Origin of the sequence: Kribbella sp. NBC_00359 (assembly GCF_036097425.1) — a bacterium.
Taxonomy (GTDB): Bacteria; Actinomycetota; Actinomycetes; order Propionibacteriales; family Kribbellaceae; genus Kribbella.
Genome location: NZ_CP107975.1, coordinates 3,250,141 through 3,276,188, shown reverse-complemented (window position 1 = coordinate 3,276,188; position 26,048 = coordinate 3,250,141). Strand labels below are relative to the sequence as shown.

The 26,048-nt window shown below is 68.5% G+C and carries 21 protein-coding genes and 1 pseudogene; 8 read left to right on the top strand and 14 right to left on the bottom strand.

Annotation, left to right across the window (positions count from 1 at the left end):
- Positions 1-172 precede the first annotated feature (172 nt).
- From OG876_RS16020 to OG876_RS16005, 4 genes are all read left to right on the top strand, one after another.
- Positions 173-1,225, top strand: a complete 1,053-nt coding sequence (locus OG876_RS16020) for a hypothetical protein (protein WP_328525654.1) — start codon at positions 173-175, stop codon at positions 1,223-1,225.
- Between the two features lie 73 nt (positions 1,226-1,298).
- Positions 1,299-1,562 (top strand): hypothetical protein, encoded by a 264-nt coding sequence (locus OG876_RS16015; RefSeq protein ID WP_328525653.1) that lies wholly within the window; start codon positions 1,299-1,301, stop codon positions 1,560-1,562.
- A gap of 446 nt (positions 1,563-2,008) precedes the next feature.
- On the top strand, positions 2,009-2,659 hold the full coding sequence (locus OG876_RS16010; RefSeq protein ID WP_328525652.1) for a hypothetical protein: 651 nt from the start codon (positions 2,009-2,011) through the stop codon (positions 2,657-2,659).
- 554 nt (positions 2,660-3,213) lie between these two features.
- Positions 3,214-5,013 (top strand): IS481 family transposase, encoded by a 1,800-nt coding sequence (locus tag OG876_RS16005; protein WP_328522428.1) that lies wholly within the window; start codon positions 3,214-3,216, stop codon positions 5,011-5,013.
- Between the two features lie 218 nt (positions 5,014-5,231).
- Here the strand turns inward: OG876_RS16005 and OG876_RS16000 are convergent, their stop codons facing one another.
- The 3 genes from OG876_RS16000 to OG876_RS15990 all read right to left on the bottom strand — a co-directional run bounded on the left by OG876_RS16000 (position 5,232) and on the right by OG876_RS15990 (position 8,470).
- A complete protein-coding gene (locus tag OG876_RS16000; RefSeq protein WP_328525651.1) occupies positions 5,232-5,672 on the bottom strand; it encodes a YidH family protein in 441 nt (146 codons plus the stop codon).
- A gap of 123 nt (positions 5,673-5,795) precedes the next feature.
- Positions 5,796-6,926 carry a hypothetical protein gene (locus OG876_RS15995; RefSeq protein WP_328525650.1) on the bottom strand — a complete coding sequence of 377 codons (1,131 nt, stop codon included), beginning with the start codon at positions 6,924-6,926 and terminating at the stop codon, positions 5,796-5,798.
- Positions 6,923-8,470 (bottom strand): sulfatase-like hydrolase/transferase, encoded by a 1,548-nt coding sequence (locus OG876_RS15990; protein ID WP_328525649.1) that lies wholly within the window; start codon positions 8,468-8,470, stop codon positions 6,923-6,925. Before OG876_RS15990 ends, OG876_RS15995 begins: the two co-directional genes overlap by 4 nt.
- Positions 8,471-8,944: 474 nt before the next feature.
- Between OG876_RS15990 and OG876_RS15985 the strand changes: the two are divergent.
- Positions 8,945-9,883 (top strand): annotated as a pseudogene (locus OG876_RS15985) (integrase core domain-containing protein); the annotation flags it as partial.
- Positions 9,884-10,342: 459 nt separating this feature from the next.
- A complete protein-coding gene (locus tag OG876_RS15980; RefSeq protein WP_328525648.1) occupies positions 10,343-10,681 on the top strand; it encodes a hypothetical protein in 339 nt (112 codons plus the stop codon).
- A gap of 227 nt (positions 10,682-10,908) precedes the next feature.
- Here OG876_RS15980 and OG876_RS15975 read toward each other — a convergent pair whose 3' ends face one another.
- Genes OG876_RS15975 through OG876_RS15965 form a run of 3 tightly spaced genes read right to left on the bottom strand, consistent with a single transcriptional unit; the run spans position 10,909 to position 13,572 of the window.
- Positions 10,909-11,544, bottom strand: a complete 636-nt coding sequence (locus OG876_RS15975) for a hypothetical protein (protein WP_328525647.1) — start codon at positions 11,542-11,544, stop codon at positions 10,909-10,911.
- Positions 11,545-11,574: 30 nt separating this feature from the next.
- The gene (locus OG876_RS15970; RefSeq protein ID WP_328525646.1) at positions 11,575-12,495 is read right to left on the bottom strand and encodes a hypothetical protein; all 921 of its coding nucleotides are present in this window, start codon (positions 12,493-12,495) and stop codon (positions 11,575-11,577) included.
- A gap of 21 nt (positions 12,496-12,516) precedes the next feature.
- The gene (locus OG876_RS15965) at positions 12,517-13,572 is read right to left on the bottom strand and encodes an ATP-dependent DNA ligase (RefSeq protein ID WP_328525645.1); all 1,056 of its coding nucleotides are present in this window, start codon (positions 13,570-13,572) and stop codon (positions 12,517-12,519) included.
- 283 nt (positions 13,573-13,855) lie between these two features.
- Between OG876_RS15965 and OG876_RS15960 the strand changes: the two genes are divergently transcribed.
- Both OG876_RS15960 and OG876_RS15955 read left to right on the top strand, forming a co-directional pair.
- Positions 13,856-14,287, top strand: a complete 432-nt coding sequence (locus OG876_RS15960) for a hypothetical protein (protein ID WP_328525644.1) — start codon at positions 13,856-13,858, stop codon at positions 14,285-14,287.
- A gap of 336 nt (positions 14,288-14,623) precedes the next feature.
- Entirely contained in the window at positions 14,624-15,751 is a 1,128-nt protein-coding gene (locus tag OG876_RS15955) for a three-Cys-motif partner protein TcmP (RefSeq protein ID WP_328525643.1), read from the top strand.
- A gap of 1 nt (position 15,752) precedes the next feature.
- Here the strand turns inward: OG876_RS15955 and OG876_RS15950 are convergent, their stop codons facing one another.
- The 8 genes from OG876_RS15950 to mobF form a co-directional block, all read right to left on the bottom strand.
- Positions 15,753-16,490: a DUF5131 family protein gene (locus OG876_RS15950; protein WP_328525642.1), complete on the bottom strand. Its 738-nt coding sequence runs from the start codon at positions 16,488-16,490 to the stop codon at positions 15,753-15,755.
- A gap of 145 nt (positions 16,491-16,635) precedes the next feature.
- Complete coding sequence (locus tag OG876_RS15945; RefSeq protein WP_328525641.1) at positions 16,636-17,550, bottom strand: bifunctional DNA primase/polymerase; 915 nt, start codon at positions 17,548-17,550, stop codon at positions 16,636-16,638.
- On the bottom strand, positions 17,547-17,771 hold the full coding sequence (locus tag OG876_RS15940; RefSeq protein WP_328525640.1) for a hypothetical protein: 225 nt from the start codon (positions 17,769-17,771) through the stop codon (positions 17,547-17,549). Before OG876_RS15940 ends, OG876_RS15945 begins: the two co-directional genes overlap by 4 nt.
- A 28-nt stretch (positions 17,772-17,799) precedes the next feature.
- Positions 17,800-18,642: a hypothetical protein gene (locus OG876_RS15935; RefSeq protein WP_328525639.1), complete on the bottom strand. Its 843-nt coding sequence runs from the start codon at positions 18,640-18,642 to the stop codon at positions 17,800-17,802.
- 25 nt (positions 18,643-18,667) lie between these two features.
- On the bottom strand, positions 18,668-18,916 hold the full coding sequence (locus OG876_RS15930) for a hypothetical protein (RefSeq protein ID WP_328525638.1): 249 nt from the start codon (positions 18,914-18,916) through the stop codon (positions 18,668-18,670).
- Between the two features lie 89 nt (positions 18,917-19,005).
- Complete coding sequence (locus OG876_RS15925) at positions 19,006-20,547, bottom strand: DNA cytosine methyltransferase (RefSeq protein WP_328525637.1); 1,542 nt, start codon at positions 20,545-20,547, stop codon at positions 19,006-19,008.
- Between the two features lie 85 nt (positions 20,548-20,632).
- Complete coding sequence (locus tag OG876_RS15920) at positions 20,633-20,869, bottom strand: hypothetical protein (protein WP_328525636.1); 237 nt, start codon at positions 20,867-20,869, stop codon at positions 20,633-20,635.
- A 301-nt stretch (positions 20,870-21,170) separates the two neighbouring features.
- A complete protein-coding gene (mobF, locus tag OG876_RS15915) occupies positions 21,171-25,811 on the bottom strand; it encodes a MobF family relaxase (RefSeq protein WP_328525635.1) in 4,641 nt (1,546 codons plus the stop codon).
- Positions 25,812-26,048 lie beyond the last annotated feature (237 nt).

Sequence of the window (26,048 nt, the reverse complement as noted above, 5' to 3'; positions counted from 1 at the left end):
GAAAGCCCGTAACGTTTATGCGGTCTCGACGATTACAGAGCTGAACCGTGCCCTCCCCGTGAGTTCGTCACGCTTCGTCAAGTGCCGAGATCTCACGAACGTCGGAGGGGATGTGCGCGTCTCGCACGTCGTTATGGTCGTCGCCAACGACGTCGCCAATGACACTCGCGTGTTGAAGGAAGCCATTGCCTTGGGGGACGCTGGCTATCGGGTCACGCTGCTTGGCGTGTCGGCGTCGGGCCGGCTCGCCATCGACACCATCGACGGCGGTGTCGTGATGATCCGGCTGCCCGGCCGGTTCGTGCTGCGGGACGAGCGGCACCGCCGCCACCGGCTGCGGCGCACCCGCCGGTTGGTCACCATCCAGCCCGCGCCGGCGCAGGCCGCCCGCGTCGCTGCCCGGCTGGCGGATCTGAAGGCGGAGTCCGGACGGGCGCTGGCCAATCGTCGGGCGAAGGCTGTCGGTCCGCTGACCTACCTGACCGGCACTGTGCTCCGGTCACTCACGTACCGGCGGTGGTGGTTGTCCCAGGTGGCTTCGTCGTTGCGCACCTGGTTGGCCGAGTACGAAGCCCGCAGAGTAGCCGAGTTCTGGCAGTGGTGGGACGGATGGCTGCCAGGCGGCGCTGCGCGGCCGCACCATGAAGGTGGTGTACGACGCACACGAGTACGTCCCGGTCTGTCGCAGTACGGCGGCCGGACACCGCGGATCATCGCGGCCTGGGCACAACACGAGCGCGAGTACATCCGTACCGCCGACCGGGTCGTCACAGTCAGCCCGGCGATCGCGCGCACGCTGCGGCGACGGTACCGACTGGACCGCGAGCCGACGGTGGTGATCAACAGTCCACAGTTGATTGCGGAAGGCAACGAGATCACCGACGTCCGGGCCGCCGCCGGACTCCCCCCTGACGTACCGCTGCTGGTCTACAGCGGCGGGGTCACGCGTGCTCGCGGGGTCGAAACGGCGATCGCGGCGCTGCCGCGGCTGCCAGGCGTCCACCTGGCCGTCGTCTGCGTGCCCAGCATCGCCGCGAGGCCGGTTGACGAACTGCGTGGGCTCGCGGCGTCGCTGCGGAGCCGTACCGCGAACGGGCCTCGGATCCAGGGTTGCGGGACCAGATGTCCTGGCAGACCCAGGCCGGTCATCTCCGAACCCTGTACGCCGACCTCGTCGGCGCGCCGCCCAGCGCGGCAAGCGGCGCCGTGCACCCGAGACTCGTGATCGGGCCGATCGGGTCGAACGCGGCGATCGAGTGGTCACGGGCGATCGATGAGGCCCAGATTGTGCGCGGCCGATGGCTCCGGCCGACCTGGACGGGATCACCCATCTCCTGATGGAGGACTGGCAGTACGTCCTCGGCAGCGACGACCTCGCCGCCGACCTGCCGCTACTTTCCGCAGCCCGGATCAAGCACGGCGTGGTCGGTTACGGTCGCGGCGACCGTCAGCAACTCCGGCGCCGGATCCGGGCCTACGACGGCACCGTGTTCGTCACCGACCCGTCATCGCGGACACCGTCGCCGGCACCCGCTGGTTGCCGCCTGGCGGGGAAGGCGTGAAGACACTCCGAGCGTTCGTGACCGACTCCGGCGCGGCCAGCGTGACGGCGCAGCCACGAACCATGCCACGCGACTTGGAATGAAGAACCTGCGGGCGAGGAAGCTGCCCTCTGACCTGGGGGTTCGGGTGGAGCCGCCTGTCGGAATCGAACCGACGACCCTCTCATTACGAGTGCGGCTGACCATCGTTTCGCGCGTGTTCACTATGGTTCGTATTGCCTTATTTGCAAGGCGATTGGCCTTCCCCGAACGGTCGCGAACGGCGGCGTACTGCAACCCGGACTGCAACTGCATCACGGGTGGTCCGGTGGGTGCTTGCTAGACTCGTGATCGTCATGTCCAGATCTTGTCTGTTCTGCGGGCGAAAGCAGAAGCTAACGCGTGAACATGTTTTACCCAGGTGGCTAACCGACGTACTGCCATCGGACGGCGACTACGAGTTTTCCGTGGATGATGAGAACGACGGTCCCTTACTCGCCTTCAATGGGAAGTCGTTCAACTTCACGGCACGCGTGGCCTGTAACGACTGCAACAACGGCTGGATGAGCGCCCTAGAAACAGCCGCCTTACCTATTCTGTCGCCGATGATCCAGGAACGCCCGGCCGAGTTGGCTGCAGAGGATCTGGAAACCGTGGTTACGTGGGCGGTTAAGACGGCTATCGTGTTCAGTCAAACGGGAAATCAGCGCGACGGGATCTCAGCGGAGCAAGGACGCTGGGTTTATGATCACCAGACGCCGCCTCCTAATACGATGGCCTGGTTGGGACGGTATCGAGGCAGCACCAGTCCTGCGCATGCATGCAAGATCCAAAACCGGCACCTGACGCTCAGTCGGCCGAGCAGACCGGCTGAGTTATACAGCGCGTACGACTGGACCGCATCCATCGGTGCTCTACTCATCAAGGTTCTCCTGACTCCTCCTGCGTTTTGGGAGGAGCGAATGACAACGCGGCCCACTACCGAGCTGCCGCTTCTCGCTGCGTGGCCGGCACCTGCGGAGCCGCTCCAGTGGCCTCCCGATATGGCCTTCGAGGAGGACGGCCTGAGGTTCCTTACCTGGGGCGCACCCAATAGGAATAGTCTTCATAACGATTGACGGTTACGTGTCAAGCGCACGGCAGACCTCCCGCATCGCCCCGATAGCTGCAGACCTTAGGTGCGGTGCGGGTCGAGGGGTCGGAGATCCCGGAGGGACGCCGTAGGCGCCCTTGACGCGTGCCATGCCGGCCGTCCCTTCCATGATTGCTAGCGGGGCGATGCGGGAGCTCACCAGCAGACGGGAGACGGTGGCCGGCCATTCCGGCGGAGTGAGGTACCGACAGGGTGTCGGATGGTTGATGGCGAGTTCTGCTGTCTTCGACCCGGCACCCTGTTGGCACGTGCGCGCCGAGCCAAGGGACGCGCCGGGAGCGCAGCGAAGCGGAGCGGGAGGCAGGCGCCCCGTCCTGCGGTGGCGGCGCGCCTTTCGGGCCCTGGAGGGGCCCGTCTTGAAGACGTAGAGAAACTTGTCAGGACGGATCGGTGCGATGCTATGTCCTGTGCCGGGTGATGCTTGACAGTCGTGTGCCACCTGATGGTTGACGCTCGCCTTTGTTCGGTCAGTCTGTGTTCGACGTTTCCGTGGGGCGTCGGTGACTCAGGAGGCCGGGATTGGCGCTGGTTGCGTTGTCGGTGGTCGAGCAGCGGTTGGACGTGGTGCGGGCGGTTCTGGCGGGTGCGCGGGTGACGGAGGTGGCGGCCTCGGTGGGGGTGTCGCGGCAGACGGTGCACTCCTGGATGACCCGGTATCTGGTCGAGGGTGTGGCCGGGTTGGCGGATCGGTCGCATCGTCCGGTGTCGTGTCCGCATCAGGCGCCGGTTGAGGTTGAGGTGCGGGTCGCGGAGATGCGCCGGACGCATCCGAGGTGGGGCGCGAAGCGGATTCGGCTGGAGCTGCTGCGCAACCGCTCTGAGCTGGCGGTGCCCTCGGAGCGGACGATCAACCGGATCCTTGCCCGGCAGGGGTTGCTGGTCGAGCGACCACGGAAGAGGAGCCGGGACGCGTATCGGCGCTGGGAACGGCCTGGTCCGATGCAGCTGTGGGGGATCGACATCGTCGGTGGGGTGATGATCGTGAACCCGGTGACTGGTGAGGTCCGGGAGGCCAAGGTGGTGACCGGCGTGGACGATCACTCCCGGTTTTGTGTGATCGCGGCGGTGGTGGAGCGGGCAACCGGTCGGGCGGTGTGTTTGGCGTTCGCCCAGTCCCTGCAGCGTTTCGGGGTTCCCGACGAGGTGCTGACCGATAACGGCAAGCAGTTCACCGGCCGGTTCGGCAAGGGCGGTGAGGTGTTGTTCGACAAGATCTGCCGCAAGAACGCGATCACGCACCGACTGACCGCGCCGGCCTCACCGAATCAGAACGGCAAGGTGGAGAGGTTCCACCTGACGCTGCGCCGCGAACTGCTCGACGATCACCAGCCCTATCTGTCGGTGGCGGCCGCACAGGCCGCGGTGGATGGGTTCGTTGCCCGATACAACACCGACCGGCCGCACCAGGCCCTCGACGAGCGAGCGCCGGTGATGCCGGCCGACCGATTCCGCCCGGCTCCGCAGGATCAACGCGAGCTGCTGGAGCTGTGGCTCCCACCGCACCTCGCACCGGCAGAGCCCAGCGATCACGAGGTCGTCACCGACGATGCCGAGGTGCTGCCGGTGAGGCAGTCGTGGGCCGGTGGCCCGATCGAGTTCGACCGGATCGTGCCACCAAGTGGGAACCTGCAGGTCGCCGGGAAACAGTTCTGGCTCGGGCCACAGCGGGCCGGGCAGACGCTGCGGTTCTGGGTCGACGTGAACCTGATCCACCTGCTCGTGGGCGGTGCCCGGATCAAGACCGTCCGCTCACACCTGACCGTGAACGACCTGGCGAGACTGGTCGCCGACGGCGCCACCAACGCCGGGCCATCGCCGCTGCCGCAGATCGAGGGCAGCGACGCGATCGAGGTGGAGCGGATCGTCGCCCGCGGCGGCACCGTGTCCCTGGCCGGACACGTCCTGGTCGCGGCAGAACTCCTGGGCGGTCGCCGAGTCGGGATCCGCATCGAACCATCAACGCTGATGTTCTACGACCTCGACACCCGCGAACTACTCCGGGTCCGACCCAACCCGCTGACCATGGACCAGGCCCGCCGACTGCGCGGCAGCCGGCCCGCCGGACCACCCCCACGCCCATCGGTCGAACCCGTCCGGGTCCAGCGCCGCGCATCCAACTCCGGCGTGATCATGGTCTGCGGCCAAAAGGTCTCCCTCGGCCGCGCCCACAAGCATCAGACCCTGACCATCTGGGTCTCCGACACCACCCTGGCGATCGAGCTCGACGACGAAGAACCCCGCGTGGTCCGCCGCACCACCACCCTGCCGATCCGTAACATCAAGGCAGACCGGCCCCGGACGGTCCCCTCAATTTCCTAGGCGAGGCGTCAACCATCAACTGGCACGAAATCGTCAGGCATCAGGTGGCACACGACAGATGGAGTCATCGGCTGTCCTCCGTCGACTGATGCGCGATACTCGTCCGGCAGGTGATCTGCGACAGTCGAAAGCGCGGATTGCGGCCGATGAGGACGTCGAGTGACGACTGTGGTTCAGTGCGCGTCGCAGGACGGGCGTGCTTGGCAGGGTTGGGCGCTCTAGTCGGGTCCCCAGAACATCACCCAGGCGGTCGCTGCTACGAGTGCCGTCATGTACACGGACAGGGCGATGACGGTGCCACGGCTGAGTCCGAGGTAACTGCGGCGGGCCAGGGCTTTTTCACCCGCGAGGTGGCGGTATCCGCCGAGCAGAACGAAGCAGAGGCTCAAGGCGGCGTATCCCGCCCCGAGTGCAACCAAGGGCCCTTCGGGGAGGTCGGTCAGTTTCGGGAGGATCGCACCGATGGCCACCGCTACACCCATGGTTCCGAGCGCGGTCCGCCACCAGGCCAGCAGCGTGCGCTCCTGGGCAAGGAAGGTGCGCCGGCTCGCATCGGAGTAGTGGGTCTCGCTGGTGCCGGAGCGCGAGTGTTCGCCTTCGTCGCGGGCCGGTTCTGGCTCGGGCTGCACGGGTGGATCGCCAGGATCGGGCGGCGTCATCGCTGTGTCTCCGGGCGTGCAGGTGCTGCTGCCACTGTCTGCAGACAGAGATCAGCGATCTGCGCGGGCGCTCGAGTCGTCGCACACGACATCAGGCCGCGGTGCCGTGCAGTCGTCACGTTGTCACACCTCCAGCACGGCGCCGTCCCCGGCTGGGGTGAAGCGCAGGGTCAGTCGCTGCGACCTGGATCCGGCCCACCGCTCGACCGTTTCCGGGTCAGGCGATCCGTCCGCCCAGGCCACGACCAGCGAGGTGGCGGGCGGCACGAACGCGCCGAGCCGCTTCAAGCGCCGGGCAGACAGCCCACGGCCCGCCCACAGGCCGTACAGCGCGCCGGCGACCACGCCGAACAGGGCCCAGAGGATGCCCGTGAGGAGCCCGCTCTCGATGGAGCCGAGGATTCCGCCGTGGCCGGTGAAGCCCACGATGACGCCCCAGACCAGGCCGAACAGTCCCCAGCTGATCGCATCGACCTTTGCGAAGGCCGCGCTTCCTGTGGTGGGGTTCACGACCCTGCGCCTGCCGTGCGGGTTGGTCTCGATGACCAGCTCGACCTGCGGCTCGGCCTGGCCTTGGTGCGTGGCGGAGGATCCGGAGCTGACCAGGGTCTGGCGGGCCGTGTGTTCACCGGCGAACCGCACGAGCAGCATGCTCAGCTCGCTGCCGTGGCCGTTCGGTGCCTCGCCGGTCGTAGGGCCTTTCAATGGTGCTGTACCGCGGTAGACATGTGCTGACAGGTCCGGTGCGACCGTGGCGACGCTCACGGTCACCGGCTCGAGCGCCGCGGCGGACGACAGGAGTCGCTGGGGATCGGGTCCGCGCACGAAGGCGACCAGGGCTGAGGAGTCGCCGGGTAGTCGGCCGCCGATGCGCCTCAGTTCGTCCTTGGCGAGCAGGTGCTCGAAGTAGTAGGCGTACAGGCCGCCGCAGACAGCGCCCAGCACGGCCCAGACCACCAGGCCTCGCAGGCCCTCGGCGAGCAGCCCGAAGATGCCCCACGTCAGGGCGGGGGTCAGGGCGCCCCGGAGGGTTCGGCGTGGGTCGTAGACCAGCGCCCTGCGCTTCGAGCTGATCTTCACGACCACTTCGTCCAGGATCGCGTCCCCGCTGTGCGCGATGCGCTTGTCCAGCTTCCTGCGGATCTTCGCTGCGTGCGATCGTCCCGCGAAGCAGGCGAGCAGAATGCACAGCTCGGTGACCGTGCCCTCGTCCTTCGGCGCCCGCGCCGGAGCACCTGCCGCGCCCTCGCTCATCCGGAAGAGTGCTCGATCCCGGTGCGCGGGTCGGGCAGCTCGTCGTGAGATCTGACCAGGGTGGTGATGTACTGCATGATCGGCCCGATCTGCAGGTGCGTTTCCGGGCGGAGCTCACCGGGCTGGGGTGGCTCGTACGGGTCGGGGGTACCCGGCTTGATCGGCGGCTCCACCACGAGCGACTTCAGGAAGGCCCCGGCCGCCGCGGCAATCGGGTGCACCACCCAGCCGTGTGGGAAGTCGACCGGGTGCTCCTCGCGCGGGTCCCACTCCAGGTTGTAGAGGATCGGCAGGTTGTACGGCACCCACGTGGAGTAGAAGTCGTCTTGTTGGAAGAGGTGGACCTTCCACTGGTGCCATTTCGCCGCCTGCAGCCGGTTGCCCTGCAGGCACAAGACCATGTCGCGGCCTGATTCCTCGGCATCACTCAGCAGGAAGCCGGCCATGTCCATGCCGTCGATCTGCCGGTCACCCGGCACGGTGCCGCCGCCGGCTTTCACGAGCGTGGTGAAGAAGTCGACCTCGTGCACGATCTCGTTGCTGACCCTGCCGGCGGGTACCTGGCCGGGCCAGCGGACCAGGCAGGGCGTCCGGTTCGATCCCTCCAATGCGGTGAACAGCCCGCCCCGCCAGGGCCCGGAGAAGCCGTGCCATTGTCCGCCCGCAGGGTCCGGGTCGATCGCCGGGAAGCGGAACGTGGTGTCGGCGCCGTTGTCGGAGGCCCACACCACGATGGTGTCCTCGGCGATGCCGAGCTGGTCGAGCTTGTCGAGGATCGTTCCGGTGAAGTCGTCCATCTGGGTGAGGATGTCGGCCCAGTTCCCGCGCTTGGTCTTGGCGACGTATTCCGGGTCGGGGATCGGTGGGATGTGGACCTGGGTGTAGGGCAGGTAGACGTAGAACGGCTTGTCGGCCTCGTGGGAGCGGGTCATGAAGTCGCAGGCCCAGTCGGTGATCTTCCGGTCGAAGCCGGCCCGGAACTCTGCGTCGTACGTCGAGACGACCTCGGCCGTCTCGCCTTTCCTCCGCGAGTAGATCGGCTCCGGTTCCAGCGGGATCTGCGTCTGGCCGGCGTACGGGGTGGCGGTCACCGGGCCGTTCGGGAAGTAGGACTGCATGGTCCAGAGCACCTCATCGGCGGTGCGCGGGCTCCACACCGCCTCGTCGAAGCCGAAGTCCACCGGGCTTCGCTGCTCGGGGTCGCTGCCCAGGTGCCATTTGCCCCACATCCCGGTGGCGTAGCCGGCGTCGGACAGTGCCTGGGCGATCGTGACCTCCCACCGGGTCATCCCGTCAGGTCCGCCGGTGATGTCCACGGTCTGGGTCCCTGAGCGGATCGCATGGCGCCCGGTCAGCAAGGCAGACCGGCTCGGCGTGCATTGCGCCTCGACATTGAAGTTCAACAGCCTGAGACCCTCACCGGCCAGCGCGTCGATCCGCGGTGTGGCCGCACCGCGCAGCATTCCGCCGCCATAACAGCCGAGCTCACCCCACGCGAAGTTGTCCCAGAAGAAGAACACGATGTTCGGCCGCTTGTCGCTCATGACCCCCCTGCCCGCACCGCCGACCAGGCATCGGAACCTCCGCGCCCGCCGACCGCCGCAACCGGTATCCCCAACGAGCCTCGCCATGGACGGGGCGGATCGCATCACCCCGCGAGGATGACAGGTTCAACCTCGATGGTGAGCGCCTGCTGGACGTTCACGCCAACGGACTGATCTCGGCAGATCCGTGCGTTTTCCGGCGCCCCGCGTGGTCGCACGGCTTCTAGCCAGTCGCACATCAGTTGGCGCACCTGTCGCGCGGATCTCGTGGCGGATCTGTGACGCGGCGTGTGAGTGCACGTTCGGTTCTCAGCGCGGCTTTGGCCACCGGGCCGCCGATTCAGCCGTGCGTTTAGCTGTCTTGACGGTCAGCGACTTGTCATGTCGCAGGACTTCGGTGACGGTTTTAGATCAGGACATCGGTGACTCTTCTGGTGGGCTTGGTGGTGACACTTCGGCCGCGAGGCTCGGGCGGTGTCAGCCAATGAACCCATCGATCCCCGTGTTCGCCTCGCGATCTCGCAGTGGCCCGAGGATGCTCCGCGCGGCGCGGTCTCGACCTTCTGCGCCGAGCACGGCATCTCGCGCAAGTCCTTCTACGAGCTGCGCAAGCGCGCCAAGGCCGACGGCCCGGCGGCCGTGCTCGAGCCCAGGTCCAGGCGCCCGAGGTTGAGCCCGGCGAAGTTGACCGAGGAGGTCAAAGAGCAAGCGGTACGGGTGCGGGCTGCGTTGGAGGCCTCCGGGCTGGACCACGGGCCGATCAGCGTGCACGACAAGATGCGCGCGATGGGGCTGGAGGTGGTGCCCTCAGTCGCGTCACTGGCCCGGATCTTCCGTCAGGCAGGTGTGGCTCGGTTCGAGCCGAGGAAGAAGCCACGCTCGGCGTGGCGCCGGTTCGTCTATCCAGCGCCGAACGCCTGCTGGCAGCTCGACGGCACCGAGTACGTGCTCAGTGGCGGGCGTAAGTGTGTGATCTTCCAGCTCATCGACGACCACTCCCGCTATGCGGTGGCCTCGCACGTCGCGTGGGGCGAGACATCAGATGCGGCGGTCGCCGTCTTCGACAAGGCCGTGGCCGCCCACGGTGTGCCCCAGCGGCTGCTGTCCGACAACGGGCTCGCGCTCAACCCGTCGCGCCGCGGACTCCTGGGTCAGTTCGTCGTGCACCTGATGGCGTTGGGCGTGGAGCCGATCACCGGCAAGCCGTACAAGCCGACCACCCAGGGCAAGAACGAACGCTTCCACCAGACGCTCTTCCGCTACCTGGACAAGCAGCCGATCGCCGACACGCTGGCTGACCTGCAGGCCCAGGTCGACGCCTTCGACCACATCTACAACACCCAGCGCCCCCACCAAGGCCTGCCCGGCCGCGTCACACCCCTGACCGCCTGGGAGGCCACCACGAAGGCCGAGGCACCTCGCCCCACTCGTGACCTGATCCGCCGTCCCGCCAGCCGGCCCCGACCTGCCTCGGCACCAGTGCCCACAGACCCGCCCGACGGCACCGTCGTCAAGAAGCTGACCTGCAACGGTGTCTTCATGCTGAACAAGGTCCAGTACATGGTCGACGGGCGACGAGGCTTCCAGCAGGTCCTCGTCATCACCGCCGGCGACAAGATCACCGTCGCCGACCTGGAAGGCGAGATCCTCATCGAGCACACCAGGCCCGCGCCCGGAGTGACTTACGTCGGCAACGGCCGCCCCCGCGGCCCACGCCAAGACCCCTGAATCGTCACCGATGTCCTGACACATCGAATGTCACCGATGTCCTGATGCAGAACTGTCACCGATGTCCTGAGACATCACATGACGGTCAGCGACTGTTATTCAGGTCACTAGAACATACTTTCGAATGTGTGGCATCCTGGCGGCATGGTCGGACGGTTCAATGTGCGCGAGGGCTCGGGCGACGAGGACTGGTCGGTGTGGGACAACGCGGCGAACGGCAACCGGGGAGCGGGCCTGTCCGAACAGGCCGCGCACCGGCTCGCAGCGGACCTGGAGTTGCAGTACGACGTGTACGGGCCGAGGTCACCGGATCATGTCCGGCGCGTCGACCCGCCCGTGCCGGTGGAGAAGGCCTGGCAGCCGGCCGGGTTCCTGGACGCCTGGATCTTCGAGCAAGGAACCTGGCTGGGACGGGTCAAGGGAAAAGATGGCAAGGTCTCCTGGATTCCGCAGGCCGAGCTTCGCCGTGCCGAGCAGTTCTGATGGCCGCCGCCGACCGGGGACCGGTCAACCAGTTGCAGGGCGGTCCCTGCGACAAGTGGCAGTACTACGAGCAGGACTTCCTCGAATGCATCCGCGCCGCGCAGCGGATGCATCGCAGGGTCGGCGATCCGGCGGGCTGGCCACTGTCGCACGAGCGGCCGGTCTCATCTGGGTGTGGCGGGAGGGAAAGAACTGTCACCCGAACTCGATCGACTGACCTGAGCCCTTCACCGCCCTGTGCCGCCGCGGCGCCCGAGCGGCCGACCGACTACGCGGTCGCGCCGCGCCCGTCGCACGCGGCGGATCATCTCGATCCGGTCGGGGTCGAACCACCACTGTCGGTCCTGGAAGACGGCCGGCAGTTTCTCCGCCGCGGCCAACTGGGTCACGTAGACGGCGGTGAGTCCCAGGCGTTCTGCGGATTGTTTGGTGTTGAGGTATCCGGGCGGGCCGGCGGGGCGCCGGATCGGCGGCTGGGTTTTCGCGGCGATGATGGCCGCGAGGTCGGCCGGGTAGACCATCGACTTCGTGCCGGGGACGAGCGGCAGGTGGCCGTCGGCCACGAGCTCGAGAGTGGCCCTGAGCGATCGGCCCAGCCTGTGGGCGGCGTGCTTCAGCGGGATCGGTTCGCCCCTGTCGCGCAGCGCTTCGACCTCCGACAGCAGCAGCGGTCGGCCGTTGTGTGCAGGGCCGTGCCGGGGTAGCCGGCCGAGCGCGACGTACCGGTGGACCTGCGCGGGCTTCTTGCCCAGGACCACGGCTGCTTGCGCGATAGAGATCCGGGGGTCGTCGACCAGCCGGGGCTGCCCGAGCAGTGGATCGACCGGCAGCTCGCCCGGGTGCTCGTGCTGATCGGCCGCCATGCACCAAGCCTCACACGAACAAGGTGCTGGCTAGTGCTCCAGCGCGTTCAGGCGTCGTTGCTCTGTGTCTCGGCGTGTCCGGATGGCGGCGGCGTTGCGTGCGGCTAGGTGGAACGCGCGTTGCAGTCGCGGGAGTTGTTTGCGGGCGGCGCGGAGGGCTTGGCGGGTCTTCTCGAGTTGGTCGTTGAGCCGGTCGAGGTCGGCTTGCAGGTCGGCGAGCCGGTGCTGGTGGGCGTCGAGGAGCTGCTCGGCCTGGTTGCGGTCGGTCTCGGCGGCGGCGTAGTCGGATTCGGCCGCGCCGAGGCGCTTTTGCTGCGCGGCGCGGCGGTGCGCGAGGGTCCGGTCGACCTTGGCCCGTCCGGCGGCTGGTGCGGCGGGCTGCTTCGCAGGCTTCGGCGCCGGGGCCTTGGGTGCCGGCTGGGAGCGGCGGACGACGCGGGGCCGGATCGGGGCGAGCTGGGCCGGGTCGCCGTTCTCGTCGACGACGCCGAACCCGACATGGCGGAGCGCGCTGGTCAGCTGCCCGGTCCGCAACAACTGGGCGGCGCCGGGATCGACCAGAGCGGCGTCGAGGGTTTCGGTCAGCCGCTCCGCGGTCTGGGCGGTGACCCGCCTGCCGCCGGCGGCTCGCTGGCTCGCGGCGTGGACGAGATGGCGGACCAGGTCGTGGCGCTGCCGGGTGAGTTCACGCCGCCTGGTGCTGTCGGCCGTCAGGTAGGTCTCGCGCAGCCGCTCCCCCAGCTCGGTCAAGGCATGAATACCGTCCGGGTCGGCACGGACCAACTGGTTGGCAAGCCACGCGGCGATCGTGGGCCTGCGCAGGGCACCGATCGCCGCCGCGGCCGGCTCGTCACCGCGGTCCCGTACCGCCTTCGACAGCTGGTTGCGGGCAGCCACGAACTGCTCGGGCGCCAGCCCGTACAGCTCGACGACCGCCGCGTCTATCTCCACGCTTCCACGATCCACGCCCGATCAGCCACCGCCAACCCCGCCTGCAACGGTGGGCAGGTCGTCGGGGCGCAGATCCGGGCGCAGCCGCACGTAGCGCATCCCGTGACGCGCTTGTCCGGCCTGGGTTGCCGCATCGGCGGTGACCTCGGCCACGACCGTTGGTTCGACCTTGGTCAATGGCTTCTTCGAGTCGGGGCCACCCCACCGGTACGACGTGATCTCGTCCGGCCAGGGGTGTCCGCCCCGCGCGGGGGCGAGTACGGCGGCAAGCTGCGCCGACTGCTCGGGCTTGAGCGGGACGGTGCGCCCGACCACCACCAGCTCGGCCTCGCCGTTGTAGAGGCCGGCGATGACGACCTCGGGGTGAGTGATCGAGCCCAGCACCCCACCGACGACGACCTCGCGGGTCTCGCGGTGCTTGACCTTGACCCAGGCGTCACGGCGGCCCGGGGTGTAGCGGGTGGCTGCACCTTTCACGACCAGTCCCTCCACACCCATCGCGGCGGGAAGCACCTCGAACCACTCGGTGGCTTCCTCGAGATCGGCCGTAACGGGAGTCAGTTGCAGCGGCGGGACCCACCCCTGCGCCAGCTGCTCTAGGCGCTGCCGGCGTACCGTCCAGCGCTGGGTACGCAGATCAATCCCACCGGCGGCGAGCAGGTCGAACGCGGCAAACGAGGCGGGCAGAACGGCGGCGTTGCCGCGCGCCTTGGCGGGGCTGGTGACGAGTCGCTGCTGAAGCGCGTCGAAACTCAACCGGCCGTCCGCGCCGAGGATGACCAGTTCGCCGTCGAGAACAACGCCGTCCGGCAACTGGCGTACGGCGGCGATGACGACATCGGGGAACCGGTCGCTGATGTCATGGCGGTTGCGGGTCCACAATCGAGCGCCATCGCCGGACCGGACGATCGCGACCCGGTAGCCATCCCACTTCACCTCGTAGCGTGCCCCGCCCGGCAGGGCGTTCGGGGCCGGGATCTGGTCGACGGATCGGGCCAGCGCGACCTCCACCGGTCCGGCCAGCTCGGCCGGGATCCGCACCCCGGCCGGCTCGCTACGCGGCCGCGCCGGCGTCACCTGCTACCTCCGCGCGCTCGGCCGAACGGCGGCCACACCACGACCACGACCCGCTGCACCGTGCGCGGCGTGTCGCGGTGCAGGCAGAACCGGTGGTGCTCCGGGACGTCGGCCCCGTCACACTTCCCGCACCGCCACACCCTGGCCACGGCACCAGCATGCGCCCATTGGTCAGCTCATGTCGCCGTTCGGATCTCGAGGCACTGCAGACGCTGCCGTAACGGGGTCTGTGGACACGAGGCTGCGCCAAAAGTGTCCGCGCCCGGTGGGATCGTGTTGTGGTATGGAGCTGATGGGCCGGGATTTCGACCGCATCCGACGCGAACACCTGCGCGGCGTGAAGGTGACGGAGTTCGCTCATCTGTGGTGGCAGGCCGAGCAGCGCGGCGATGCGCTGCGCGCTGAAGACCAGGTCGATTGGTACCTGGTCGGGGTGCTCGCGGCGTGCCGGTGGATCGCCAACGCGTGGGTCCCGTACGACGGCCCGATCGACGGTCGCAACGGTGAGATGGCCAAGACGCCGCTGACCCTGAAAAGTGCGTGGGTCATCGAGGAGCTCATCGAGGAAGAGACGCTGTACGCTGAGCGGCTGGTCGGGCGGTGGGAGTGGCCTGGTCGCCCGGGTTACGTCGAGGGAGTCGCCGCGACGTTCGCCTGGACGTGGCGACGTTCGGGTGTGCCGCCGATCCAGGTTGAGCAAGCGCACGCGAGCTGACCAAAACAGGGTTGGCATCGAGAAGGGGCCTCAGGAGAGCCATTTGGGTGGGCTTCCCGAGGCCCCTTCTGCGGCCTGAGGCAAGGTCTAGGCGTTGCGTTGGCGCGGGTGTCGTTCGCGGGCGGTGAGTCCTGAGGTGATGGTGCGGTCGGCCTCGCTGCGGCGTAGACCGATGCGGGCGGCGGCTGAGACGAGTTCGTCACGTACGGTCGTCTCGTCCGGGTGCCGGAACCGGCCCCGCTGGCCGAGTACGAATGCGGCTCGTGCGTATGATTGATCACTCAGCGGCAGGGGGGAACCTGCCAGCGTTACGACGAGGGCCTGGGGAGCTGTTGGATGAAGACCAAGGATTCCGATCCGGAGAAGTGGGAGTACCCCGACCACACCAAGGCGAAGCACGAGATCTTCGAGCAGTACTTGCTCGCGTGGTTTCCGATCCTCGCGAGTACCAACGGCCGGATTCTGGTGCTAGACGGCTTCGCCGGTCGCGGGATCTACAACGATGGGTCGAAGGGGTCCCCGATCATCGCACTGTCGGCACTGCTGAATCACTCGCACTGGCAGAGGATGTCGCATCGCGAGTTCGTGTTTCTCTTCATCGAGCACGACGAGGAGAACGCGGCCAGCCTGCAAGAGGCGATCGACGCCTTCAGGGCAGCGTGGGCGGCGGAGAACGACCGACCGTTCCCCGACAACGTGAAGACGAGAGTCGTGAACGGCACGTTCGAGCAGGAAGCTCAAGCGATGTGTGACTGGCTTGCCGAACAGAAGAGGAGCCTGGCTCCGACGTTCGCGTTCGTCGACCCGTTCGGTTGGACGGGCCTGCCCATGAAACTGCTCGCCGAGCTGTTGAACCACAAGAGCTGCGAGGTGTTCATCAACTTCATGGTGGGCTTCATCAACCGGTTCATCGAGCACCCTGACCAGACTGAGAACATGAACGAGTTGTTCGGTCTGGACGCCGAGCAGGTCCTCGCTGACTTCGACGGCACGGGCCGGGTAGCGCACCTCCGTGACGTGTACATCCGCCAACTGGTGGAGGTTGCCGGCTTCCCGTACGTGCGGTGGTTTGCGATGAAGAACTCGACCGGGAACGTGGGGTACTACCTCATCCACGGAACACGCCACATCTTGGGTGTGGAGAAGATGAAGGACGCCATGTGGAAGACGGCACCGTCCGGTGACTTCTCGTTCTCCGACCGTTTGGCGGGCAAGGACGTCCTCTTCACCCCAGAGGCGGATCTCACCCCGCTTCGTTCCGCACTCCTGCAGAAGTACGCGGGAACAGGGCCAGTCATGGTGAAACCCAGCATCGAGGAATGGGTTCTACTCGAAACGCCGTACCGGAAGCCCCACCTGACCGCGACGCTGAAGCAGCTCGAGAAGAACGAGCTGATCCAGGTCATCCGACCCAAGGGTCCGAAGCAGCAGTTCGCCGTCGGCGTGACGGTGGTCGTGCCGTAGTTCAGGCGGTGACCGGCATTTCGTCCCAGACGCGGCCCGCAAGCTCGCGGCCGTGCGCCTTCGGCGTGCGGCCGCCCCATTGCTTGAAGAAGAAGGCCACGTTCGCGGCCAGACATTCATCCCGAATTTCCTCGACCCACGCGGACTCCATCGGTCGCGCTCGCGGTCCCGACTCCCCGCCGGCGATCACCCAGTCGATGCCCGTGAGATCAAGGTTCGGCAGAGCCGTTAGCAGGGGCTCGCAGGAGAGGAACCGCGTGCTGGCCGGCGTGGTCCTGAGTTGGTCGACGCGATCCAAGACGTCAGCGGACTCGACCGACACCCCCATCCAGAGATTCTCCGGCCAGTCGAGCCGAGCGGCGACGCGTGCCAGGCGGCGGGCGCGTTTGGTCAACACCTGATAGGTGTGCTGAGGCGTATCGCGAATTACGTCGAATACGTCCCGGACGAAGGCGATCGGAACCCTGGCGTGGAAGAGGTCGCTCATCGAGTTCACGAACACCAGCTTCGACCCACGCCATCGGTATGGCTGGTCGAGCGCCTTGGGGTGGATCGTGACGCCAAAGCCTGGACCAGAGGTCCGAGGATCTCCGTCGTTTTGGTACTTCTCGGCACCCATCGCTTTCAGCCGCTTCGCGAGCGCGAGCGCGTAACAATTGTCACATCCCGACGCTACGCGATCGCATCCTGTAACAGGGTTCCAAGTGACCTCTGTCCATTCAATTGCGGTGGCAGCCATATATTCCTTACCCCCAACCGAACATGTGTTCGATTACTTGATGCCGACTATACCCCAACAATCCGTAGCTCGGGCGAACATACACGCAGCTAACTGCGCGGTCCGGTGGCGGGCCGGAGGATACGTTCTGGTCCGAGTAACTCCTCTACTTCGTGCCTCGCGGGCGTCGAAGCCCGGCGCTCAGGCCGGACTCGATGGTGCGCTGTGCTTCTTGGCGGCCGAGCCCGATCCGCAGCGCGGCGGACAGGAGCTCGTCACGTACGGTCTGAGCGTCGAGGGCGCCGACGGCCGCGACGCGGCCAAGCGCGTAGGCAGATCCGTTCAGATCATGGTTGCGGTGACCGGGTGTGGAGGCCAGCAGCTGTTCGAGCTCATCGGTGAGCGCTTTCAGCCCGTACGCGGCGCCGAACCTGCGGAGGTTGCTTGCCGGGCGTGTGGGGATGGTTGCGTCGGTCGCGGTCAGAGCGGTGACCCAGTCAGGAAGCGTGGCTGGACGGCGGATCACGTCCGCGCGGTATCGCTGTCCCCGCAGGACCGATCCGGCGCCGACGACGTAGCCCCCGCGACCGCGGGTGTCGATCTTCCAGCCAAGCCGCCCGGCGCTGTTCCCAAGCTCGGTCCCGTCGGGTTGGCGGTAGTACAGGTGACGTCCGCCCGAGGGCGTGGCGATGGTCCAGGTCCGGGGCATGGCCTGGCCGGCGTCGTCGGCGAGCTGGTCGAGCACGTCGCGCCCGCACGTGGCACCGCGGGAGTGCCAGGGCTCGGGCACGGTTTCGCCGGGCTTGGGCTGGTCCAGGTCGATCACCAGCAGCCCGGACGGGCCGGTGGCGACGCCGATGTTGTACGGGGCTTCACGCCACCAGCGGGTGATCTGATCGGCGTCTGTGGTTGCCTGGTGCGGCCAGTCCTCGACCGCTGGCGTCTTCGATCCGGGTCGGAGGGGGAACACGGCCAGGCCGCGGGCGGCGTGCCAGTGCGCCGACCGGGCGAGCCGGTCGGGTCCTGCTCCTCGAGCCCCGGCCCGCCCCGTGTTTGTCCTGCGATCTCTTGTGGTGTTCACGGTTCGATCTCCTGACGGTGCGGGTGCACCCGTTCGCTGCGTACGCGTCGCACGGTGGGCTGGTCGGTGCGGGGCCGGATTTCGAGGTAGACGCGGACGCCGAACGATCCCCGGTTCGGGTAGGCGCGGTCGCCGCCGGCGACCTCGAAGGCTTCGCTGAGGTGGGTGATCATGGCGTCGATCTGATCGGGTTCTCCGGACAGCCGGACCTTGATCGTCATCACGTGGTTCTCCTGTTCTCGCAGCTGGTCAGTGCTCGGGGGCCGGGGTGGCGTAGTGGGTCAGGGTGGGGATGCGCAGGTGCGGCCAGTGCCCGGCGGCCAGGAGCGTGTCGACGTGGGTTTGGCCGGCTGCCCAGTCCGGTGCGGTGTCGCTGCCGGGCAGTGGCGTGGTCTCGCGGGCGTGCTGGTAGAGCCGGCTGGCCAGGTCCTCGCCCCACCCGTCGGTCAGCTCGTCGGTGCGGTCGCTGTAGCTGGCGGTGTCGTTGTCGTTGTCGTTGAACCGGACCGTGACGGTCAGCTGCTCGGGGTAGCGGTGTGGGTCGTCGCTGCGCAGCTGCTCGAGGCGGGCCTGGACGGTCGCGGTGAACCGTCGCTGGTACTCGGCGCGGTCGGTCTTCTCCAGGTCGACGAGCAGTTGCTCGATGTCTTCGATCTGTCCCAGTTCGTCTACGGTCAGGCGGTCGCGGGATTGGCTCCAGCGGTCACCGAACAGCGTGCGCCCGATGTGGCCGGTGCTGGCCTCGTAGGTCTCGTACAGGCCGAGGTCGTCCAGCTCGAAGGTGCTGTTGACCACGATCTCGATCGGCTCGATGCGATAGGTCAGCAGGTATTCGTCGTCTGATCCGACGGTGCTGCGCAGCAGGTCGCCCACGCCGGCGGCTTCCCACGACCCAGGCCGAGCGGCGGTGACGGCGGCACTGGTGCCGAGGTTCGCGGCGACCGTGGCGAGCAGGTGCGTGACGAACTCGGCGCCGTCACCACCGCGCCGGTTCGCGTTCATCGCCCTGATCGCGCGGGTGACCGCGGTCACGGCCACCTGGAAGTCGTCCGGTCCCTCGGCGGTGGGGGTGTCGTCGGTTGGGGTGTTCATGGAATGTCTCCCTCGGGTTCGTGGGTCAGGAGGGGGCGTGGGCGGTCAGCACGTGCCCCGGCTCGCCGGGGGCGATAGACGCGACGGCGACGCAGGTGGACCGCTGCGGGTCGAGCCAGGACAACTGCTGGTCCTTGGACAGATCGCCCATCGCCAGTCGGTGGGCCCGGGCCTCGTCGGCGGCGATGACCACTTGGGCCTCGGGCTCCTGGTAGTCGACCTCGTCGGTGCGGGTCAGCAGTGAGAGCGTCAGGTCGGTGTTCGGGTCGGTCATGGTGTGGGTTCCCCTCGCGGCGGTTTGCGGTGTCGGGTTTGCTGTTGCTGGTGGGGGCGGCGGGCGAGGCCACCCCCACCAGCTCTTGGTTAGGCGGCGTTCAGGTCGCTGAGGTCGTGGCCGAGGGATTCGGCGACGGCGGCGATCAGGTCGCGGGCGGCGGGTGGGGTGACGGCGTTGCCGAGCTGGCGGACCTTCTCGCGTTTGTTGCCCAGCACCACGTATCCGGGGGTGAAGGCCATCCCGGCGGCGACCTCGTGCGGCTCCAGCATCCGGAACAGGCAGTCCTCGACCGCGACCGTCTGCGGCTCCAGCAGCGACTGGTGCCCGGCGGTGGTGAGGGTGCGCAGCGTCTCGCTCGCCGGGGTGCACATCTCCGCACCCGTGTAACGGGAGCCGTTGTTCCGCATGATCAGCGCATACCGATCCCGTGTGGTGAACGTCCCGTGCGGCTCGGTCGTGGTCCGGGTGGTGGCGTTGCCGTAGTAGGGCATCAGCAGCGCGTGGTGGTTCCCGTTGGCCGCGAACGTGTCGAACGGCTCCGAGACCCGCTTGGTGGTGTTGTTGTTGCGCAGCGGCACCACCAGCGCCTCCGACTCACGAGTGGTCCGGGTCCGCATCACTGCACTCAGCGGCGTCGCGGTCTCGTTCCAGGTCCCACCGGCCGGAACCAACAGACCGGTCTCGTTGCGGGTCGTCATGGTCCGCATCGCGTCCCAGGCCGAGGCGGCCGTCTTGCCGTCACGGCCCTCGACCGGCACCAGCAGCTCCGGCCGGACGTAGCGGGCCAGCCCGGCGCGGATCCGCTGCATGGTCTTGTCGGCCAGCGGCCGGGTCCGGTCCCCGATCCGCTCCCCCACCAGTGACCAGTCGATCGCCGCCGCGGCCGGGAGCCAGCCGGGCTCCACGGTCTGGTTGCGGCAGGCAACGTTCGGGCAGCGCCACACGTACTGGGCCCGGTACCGGCCCCAGGTCCGCTCGGGTTTCTTCCACGCCTGCATCGCCCGCACCATCGCGTCACAACCCGGGCAGTACGCCAGGGGCCGGGTCCACCGGTTCAGGTCCGGGCAGGTCGTTGTGCGCAGGTGCGCGACCACATACAACCTGTCGCGGCTTTGCGGGGCAGGCAGCCCGCCGGCCTGGGCGTGCATGCTGTTGAGGTAGACGACGTGGGTGCAGTAGCCCAATGCGTCGAGCCCGGAGCGCCACGCGGGCCAGAGCACCCAGAGTGCGGCGTCGACCACGTTCTCGACCACGATCGCCGGGTAGCGGTGGTGCTCGGCGAACCGGACCACGTCCCACATCGTCGCCCGCGACCGCTCGGCCGCCTCGTCGGGCAGGGTGTCGCCGAACAGGTCCGGCATCGCGTCCACGTTGCGTTTGCGGCCCTTGGCCTGGGAATGGTTGGTGCACTCCGGCGACGCCCACAACACGTCGGTGCGCGGGTAGCGGCCCGGCTCGACCTGGGACAGGTCCGCGCAGTCGTGGTCCGTGGTCGGGTGGTTCGAATTGTGGGTCTCCACGGCCAGCTTCCAGTGGTTCGCGGCCATCCGCACGGTCACGCCGGGCACCTGCACAGCTCCGGTGCTCGAGCCACCGGCACCGCAGAACAGATCAGTCACTGTCGTCATCGGTTCAGCTCCTTCCGAGAGGGGTGGTGCGGGGAGCGCCGTGGGTGCGTGGTCCCGTCACCACGACGCTCCCCGTGCCGGTGGGTTAGTTGACGGTCTCGGCGTTGTTGTCGATGTGGTCGATCAGCTGCCAGTCGGCGTGGTCGGGGTCGATGCCGACGAACCGGCGGCCGCACGAACAGACGCTCACGACCTGGCCGTTCCGGATCGGCTGCGGAGCCGGAGTCACGTCACGGTGCTTCGGCCACGCGTTGTCGTTGTGCTCGGCGACGGCATCCACGAAGTACCGGTGAGGGGTGGTGGTGTTGGTCGGGTGGTTCACGGTGGTCTCCTTGCGACTGGTCCGTTGCCCGCTGGTGGGCTTGTGTTGGCGGCAGCCCCGTCCTTTGGGGCCTGCCGGCTACTGCCGCCTAGCGGGCCGGGTCAGAGGCTCCGGCCAAGTTGGTTGCGGCCGTTGTCACCTGGTGGACGCGGTTTGTCCTCCAGGTGAGAACTGCCGGAACCAACTTGGCTGGAGGGGACCTGGTCCGCTAGCCGCCCACCAACCCCAGCCACAGCAGGCTTTTCGCCCGGCCGCAGGCCGGGGTGCTCTCCCGCCCGCCAGGGGCGGGAGAGCCTCGCGGCTACTGGTCGTCGTAGCTGCCCAGCTCCATCACCGGACCGCTGTCCTCGGTCGCGGCCTCGGATGCCTTCGCTGCCGCGCCGCGACGCTCGGCGCTGCTGTCGTCGGCGTGCCACCGGGCGAGTTCCTCGTCCCGTTCTTCGGCTTCGGCGGCGGCGAACCGTTCCTCGGCTTCGCGGCGGTGCTGGATCTCGATCAGTGCCCGCTGCGCCCGGCGGACCGCCTCGGCCGACTCGTCTGCGGACGGCACCCGCGGGGCATCGGACTCCGCGACCCGCTCCTCGCCGGCCGCGACCTCGCGAATATCGACCGGAGCCTGGCCTTCTTGCGCGGTCCGGTTCTCGGCGGCCACCGAGCCCGCGTCGTCGGAGCTCGTGTTGTCGTCGGCAACGATCTCCGCGCCAGAGATCTCGTCGGCAGCTACGTCGGGTCCTGCGGCCTTACTGGGCAGCTGGTCGTTGACCAGTTGGGCCTCCACGAGCTCGGCACCGGGCACGGCGTCGATCGTGTCGGTGTCGCGCTGCTGCGCGATGTCGGCCAGCTCGTGCTCGTCCGTGACGGTGCGGTGCTGGTCGTCGGCTCGATCGCTGGCGCGGTGCGCGGCGAGCCATTCGTCGGTGGTGGTGCCTTCGTCGCTGTTGTCGATGCCGCGGTCCTTGAGTTCGTCGGTCGCGCGTAACGCTGCTTCACGGGTGGCGGCGGTGTGGGCGTACCACTCGGCGCGGGCCTGGTCGACGATCGCCAGCTCGGCCGCCCGGGCATCGAGAGCCTGCGCGAGAGCCTTGGCCTCGCCGGCTTCGGCGCGCAACCGGGCCGCGGTCTGCGCGTCGCTGCAGGCGTCGGCCTCGGTGGCACGCAGTGTCGCCGTGCGCCGCTGATCCTCGGACTGTTGCCGGGTGCCGGCGAGTTCTTCGGCCACCGACGGCGGCGCCCAAGCCTGTTCGCGCTCGTAGGCGCGGACCCGGACACGCAACTGGCCGTTGGACATCTCGGCCTCCGCGCGGTCGGTGTCGGGGCGGCCAAGGGCCCGCCACGCCGCGCGCCATGAGGCGTACGCCTCGACCTGGCCCGGCTTCGGCGGCGGGCCGAGCGCGGCGGCATCGTCGGTCACTCCGGCGAGTTCGCGGTGGGCGACGACCACGGCAGCCCGCTCGATCCATTCGGTGCGGGTCTCTCCTTCCGCGGGCGGTGCGCCGAACGCCTTGACCGCCCACGGGGGCGGGTCGGCGGCCAGTTGCTCGGCCATGGTCGTGGCGCGACGGTCGGCCTCGGCGGCGAGCTGGTGCAGGTAGCTCGACCAGGCCGGGTCCTCGAGGCGGGGCACCCACTCGGTGTGGGTGTCGCCGGCCGGGTCGAGCCGGGTGGTCTTGGTGATGCGGTCGTGCAGGACGTAGGACAGGCGGCGGGCGTCGGTCAGCGTCCGCGCCGTTACCGCGTCGGTGAGCACCTGGTGCGGGTCGTGCCCGGCCAGCTCGGCGCGCCGCAGCAGGGTGGCCAGGGTGCCGGCGCCGTCCTCGACGGCGAGTTTCGTCCGCTGCGGCTCGGTCAGCAGACCTTGCTTGGTCAGCTCATCGAGCCACTGCGCGCAGCGCCCGGCGGTGGCGACCGCGATGCCGTCGGTGAGCAGTTCGGCCGGGGTGCGGAGGTGGCCTGCTTCGGCGGCGGCTTCGGCCTGGGCCTGCAAGGCCGAGATCTGTGGCTGGTCGAGGTCGAACGCGGTGCCGAGCACGGCCAGCGGTGACCGCTTCGCCGCCGATTTGGTCTCGCCGATCTCGGCCGAGGCCGCGATGGCTTGGGTGACGACGTGCGTGGTGTTGGCAGTCCGGCCCCGGGTCATGGCTACGTAGAGCGCGTAGAGCGAGGTGTTCTGGGTGGTGACCGAGTGGACGGTGTCCACGGTGAGGCCTTGCGATGAGTGGACGGTCGCGGCGTACCCGAGGGCGACGTGCTCGCGCACGTAGCTCGCGGGCAGTTCCACCGTTTCGCCGGGGACGCGGCGCCGGGTGCCGCGCTCCAGCGGCGCGACAATCAGACCGCCGTCCGGGCGGGTGCCGATCACCTCGAACTCGTCGCGGTTGAACACGGCCCGCCGGTTGCCCTTGTACTTGGCGAGCCGCCAGTCGTTGTGCCGGGCCTGGATCAGGTCACCGGCGCCGGCGTGGCTGCCCTGCGCCGCGAGGAACACAGTGCTGGTGTCATCGACGCGGCCGTATTCCACGAGTCTGGAGCGCAGTTGGGCGCTGACCTGGGTGGCCTGGTCGTTGGTGTCTACGATCAGCAGCGAGTGCAGGCCGGTGAGGTGGTCGGCCAGCCAGGCGTCGGCGGCGGTGCGCTGGGCACGCTCGATGGTTCCGCCGTCGAGGATGCGGCCCTGCTTGTGGTACTCGGCCAGGACGGTCTGGTCACCGGCGCGCAGCCGCAGCGACGCCGGACCTTCCCAGCCGGCGCGGAACCTGCGGGTCTCGGTCAGCTCGTGGGTCAGGGCGCCGGAGGCAACCAGTTCCATCCCGCCCGCCGCGCCGACCGCGGCGAGCTGGCGGTGGTCGCCGACCAGCAGCAGCTTGGCCCCGGCCTCATCGCACAGCCGGTTGATGACGGCCAGATCGCTCGTGGCGGCCATCGCGGACTCGTCCACGACGACCAGGTCGCCGTCTCGCAGCTGCCAGGCGAGTTCCTCGCGGCTGGCCGAGCCGTCGGCGATGTGCTGATGCGTCATCAGCCACCGGGTGATGTTGCGGGCGGTGACACCGTCGGCGGCCAGCACCTCGGTCGCGACCTGCGACGCCGCCAACCCGATCATGCGGTGCTGCGTGCCGAACCACAGCTCGGGGTCCTCCCATGCCTTGGCCAAGGCGCCGACGACGCGCGATTTGCCGGTGCCGGCCGGTCCGATGAGCGTCTCCACCTTCGCGCCGGAGGTGAGGATGCCGCGCACAGCGGCCGCCTGATCGGCGCCTAGCTCGAGTCCGGCTGTGGCGATTTGGCGGCAGAACTCCTCGGCCAGGTGCGGTTGCACGAGCGCGGCGCCACGGGCGTAGCCGGCGCGGGCGAGCTGCCGCTCGGCTTTCAGGTGGTCGCCGGTGGCGTAGCGGGTGCCGCCGGGCGCCCGGTACGCCGACGTCCCGTCGGCCAGGCGCAGCTCGGCGGGCAACATCGCCTCGCCGGGCCGCTCGGCGGCCAGCACCACCGCCTGACGGAGAGCTTTCTCGGTGAGCTTGTCGAGCAGCTCCACGATCTGCTCCGGGGTCCGATCCCCCAGATCGTCCGGGAGCGCATTGCTGATCTCGCGGGTCAGGTCGGGGGCCTCCCATTCGGCCTGTTTGCGCTGGACCTCGGCCAGCGCCATGTCGAGCACCTTGGCTTCGTTGAAGGTGTGCGACACCGGCGGCGTGCCGGTGGTGGCGAGGACGTTCTGTGCCACCTTGCCGAGTCCCCCGCGGACCTCGGCGCGCAACTGCTGATCCCATCGCGCCAGTCGCTGCTCGACGGTCTCGCCGTCGTGGGACTTGGCCTTGCGGGTCGCCAGCGTGGCGGTCTGCTGCAACCTGGCCAGCTCCAGGTTGTTCGGTTCGCGGCCGAACTGGGCCTCGAACTCACGCACCAGTACGGCGGTCTTCTTCGTGATCGCCTTGCGGCGAGACGAGAACAGGTCCATCACGGCCTGGTCGATCCCAGCGACCTCACGTGCCTTGCCGTCCGGCCGCATCTCGAACCGGACCCCGAGTGCCTTCGCCAGGTGGTACTCCATCACCCGCTCGCCGACCGCGCCGGCGGCGGGCTGGTAGCGGTGCAGGGCCTCGCCGTCGAGGGTGCGCCACTTCCCGTCGCTGCCCTGCACGCGGTTCAGGATCGCGTTGTGGATGTGCAGTTGCGGGTCGTGGTCGCGGCTGTCGTGCTGGAAGAACGACGCGATCGTCCAGTCGTGCGCGTCGTCCCACCGGCCCGCGGCGCCCCCGAAGTGACCGACGCGGGTGTACCCAGCCTTGTCCTGGAGATAGGACAGGGCTGCCCGGTTGCCCGCCCAGATCGAATCCTCGACAGCTTGGCGGTACTGCCCCCACGACGCGGCCTCGGTCTCCGCGCGGTGCACCGCCTGCGTGCACCGATGCACCTCGGCGGTGTCACCGGTGCGCTGAGCTTGCTCCAGTGCACCCCGCGCCCGCTCCGCTTCGGCGCGGGCCTGCACCTCCTGAGCCTCGAACGCGGTGTGCAGCACGGTGACGGACTTCTGCACCGAGAACGTCGCGTCATGGAACGCGACGTTCTTACGCACCGCCTTGCCCGCCAGTGCACGCAGCTCGGCACGGCGCTCCGCGTCTGCACCGGGCTCCTTGGCCAGTGCGTCGGCGTACACCTGCTCCTCGGACTTGTAGTTGCGGCCGGCGTGGCCGAGCGTCTCGGCCTCGTCCCACCGTGCCGGGTCACGGAACGCGTCGTCGCGCGGGTCGATGAACCGCTCGTACAGCGCGGTCATGTCCTGCGCGTCGACCTCCCCGGCCAGGCCGAGCGCCTCGGCGCCCCTGCCGAACCAGCGCCCGGGCGGCTCGCCGGCCGCCACCGCGCCGGTGTAGTAGTTCTCCCGGCCTGACGCGACAGCGCCGGTCAGGTAGTCGGCGCGGTGGCCGCTGCGCACGCTCAGCACAACGCACCTCCGGCGACTCGAGCCGGGCCGTACCCGGCGCTATTGGGCAGGGCGAAGCCCGGACACTGCCGACGACGCGAAGCGGAGTGACGGCTCCACTTGATCGTGATGCATAGGTGTGATCTGAGTTCTTTGGTCTTGCTGCTGCCTGCTGGCTGCTGCTGGAACGTCGGTGCGGTCATCGTCGCTGCGGCTGCGGTGGTGTGCTGCCTGCTGGTCGCTGAGTTATCTGTGACG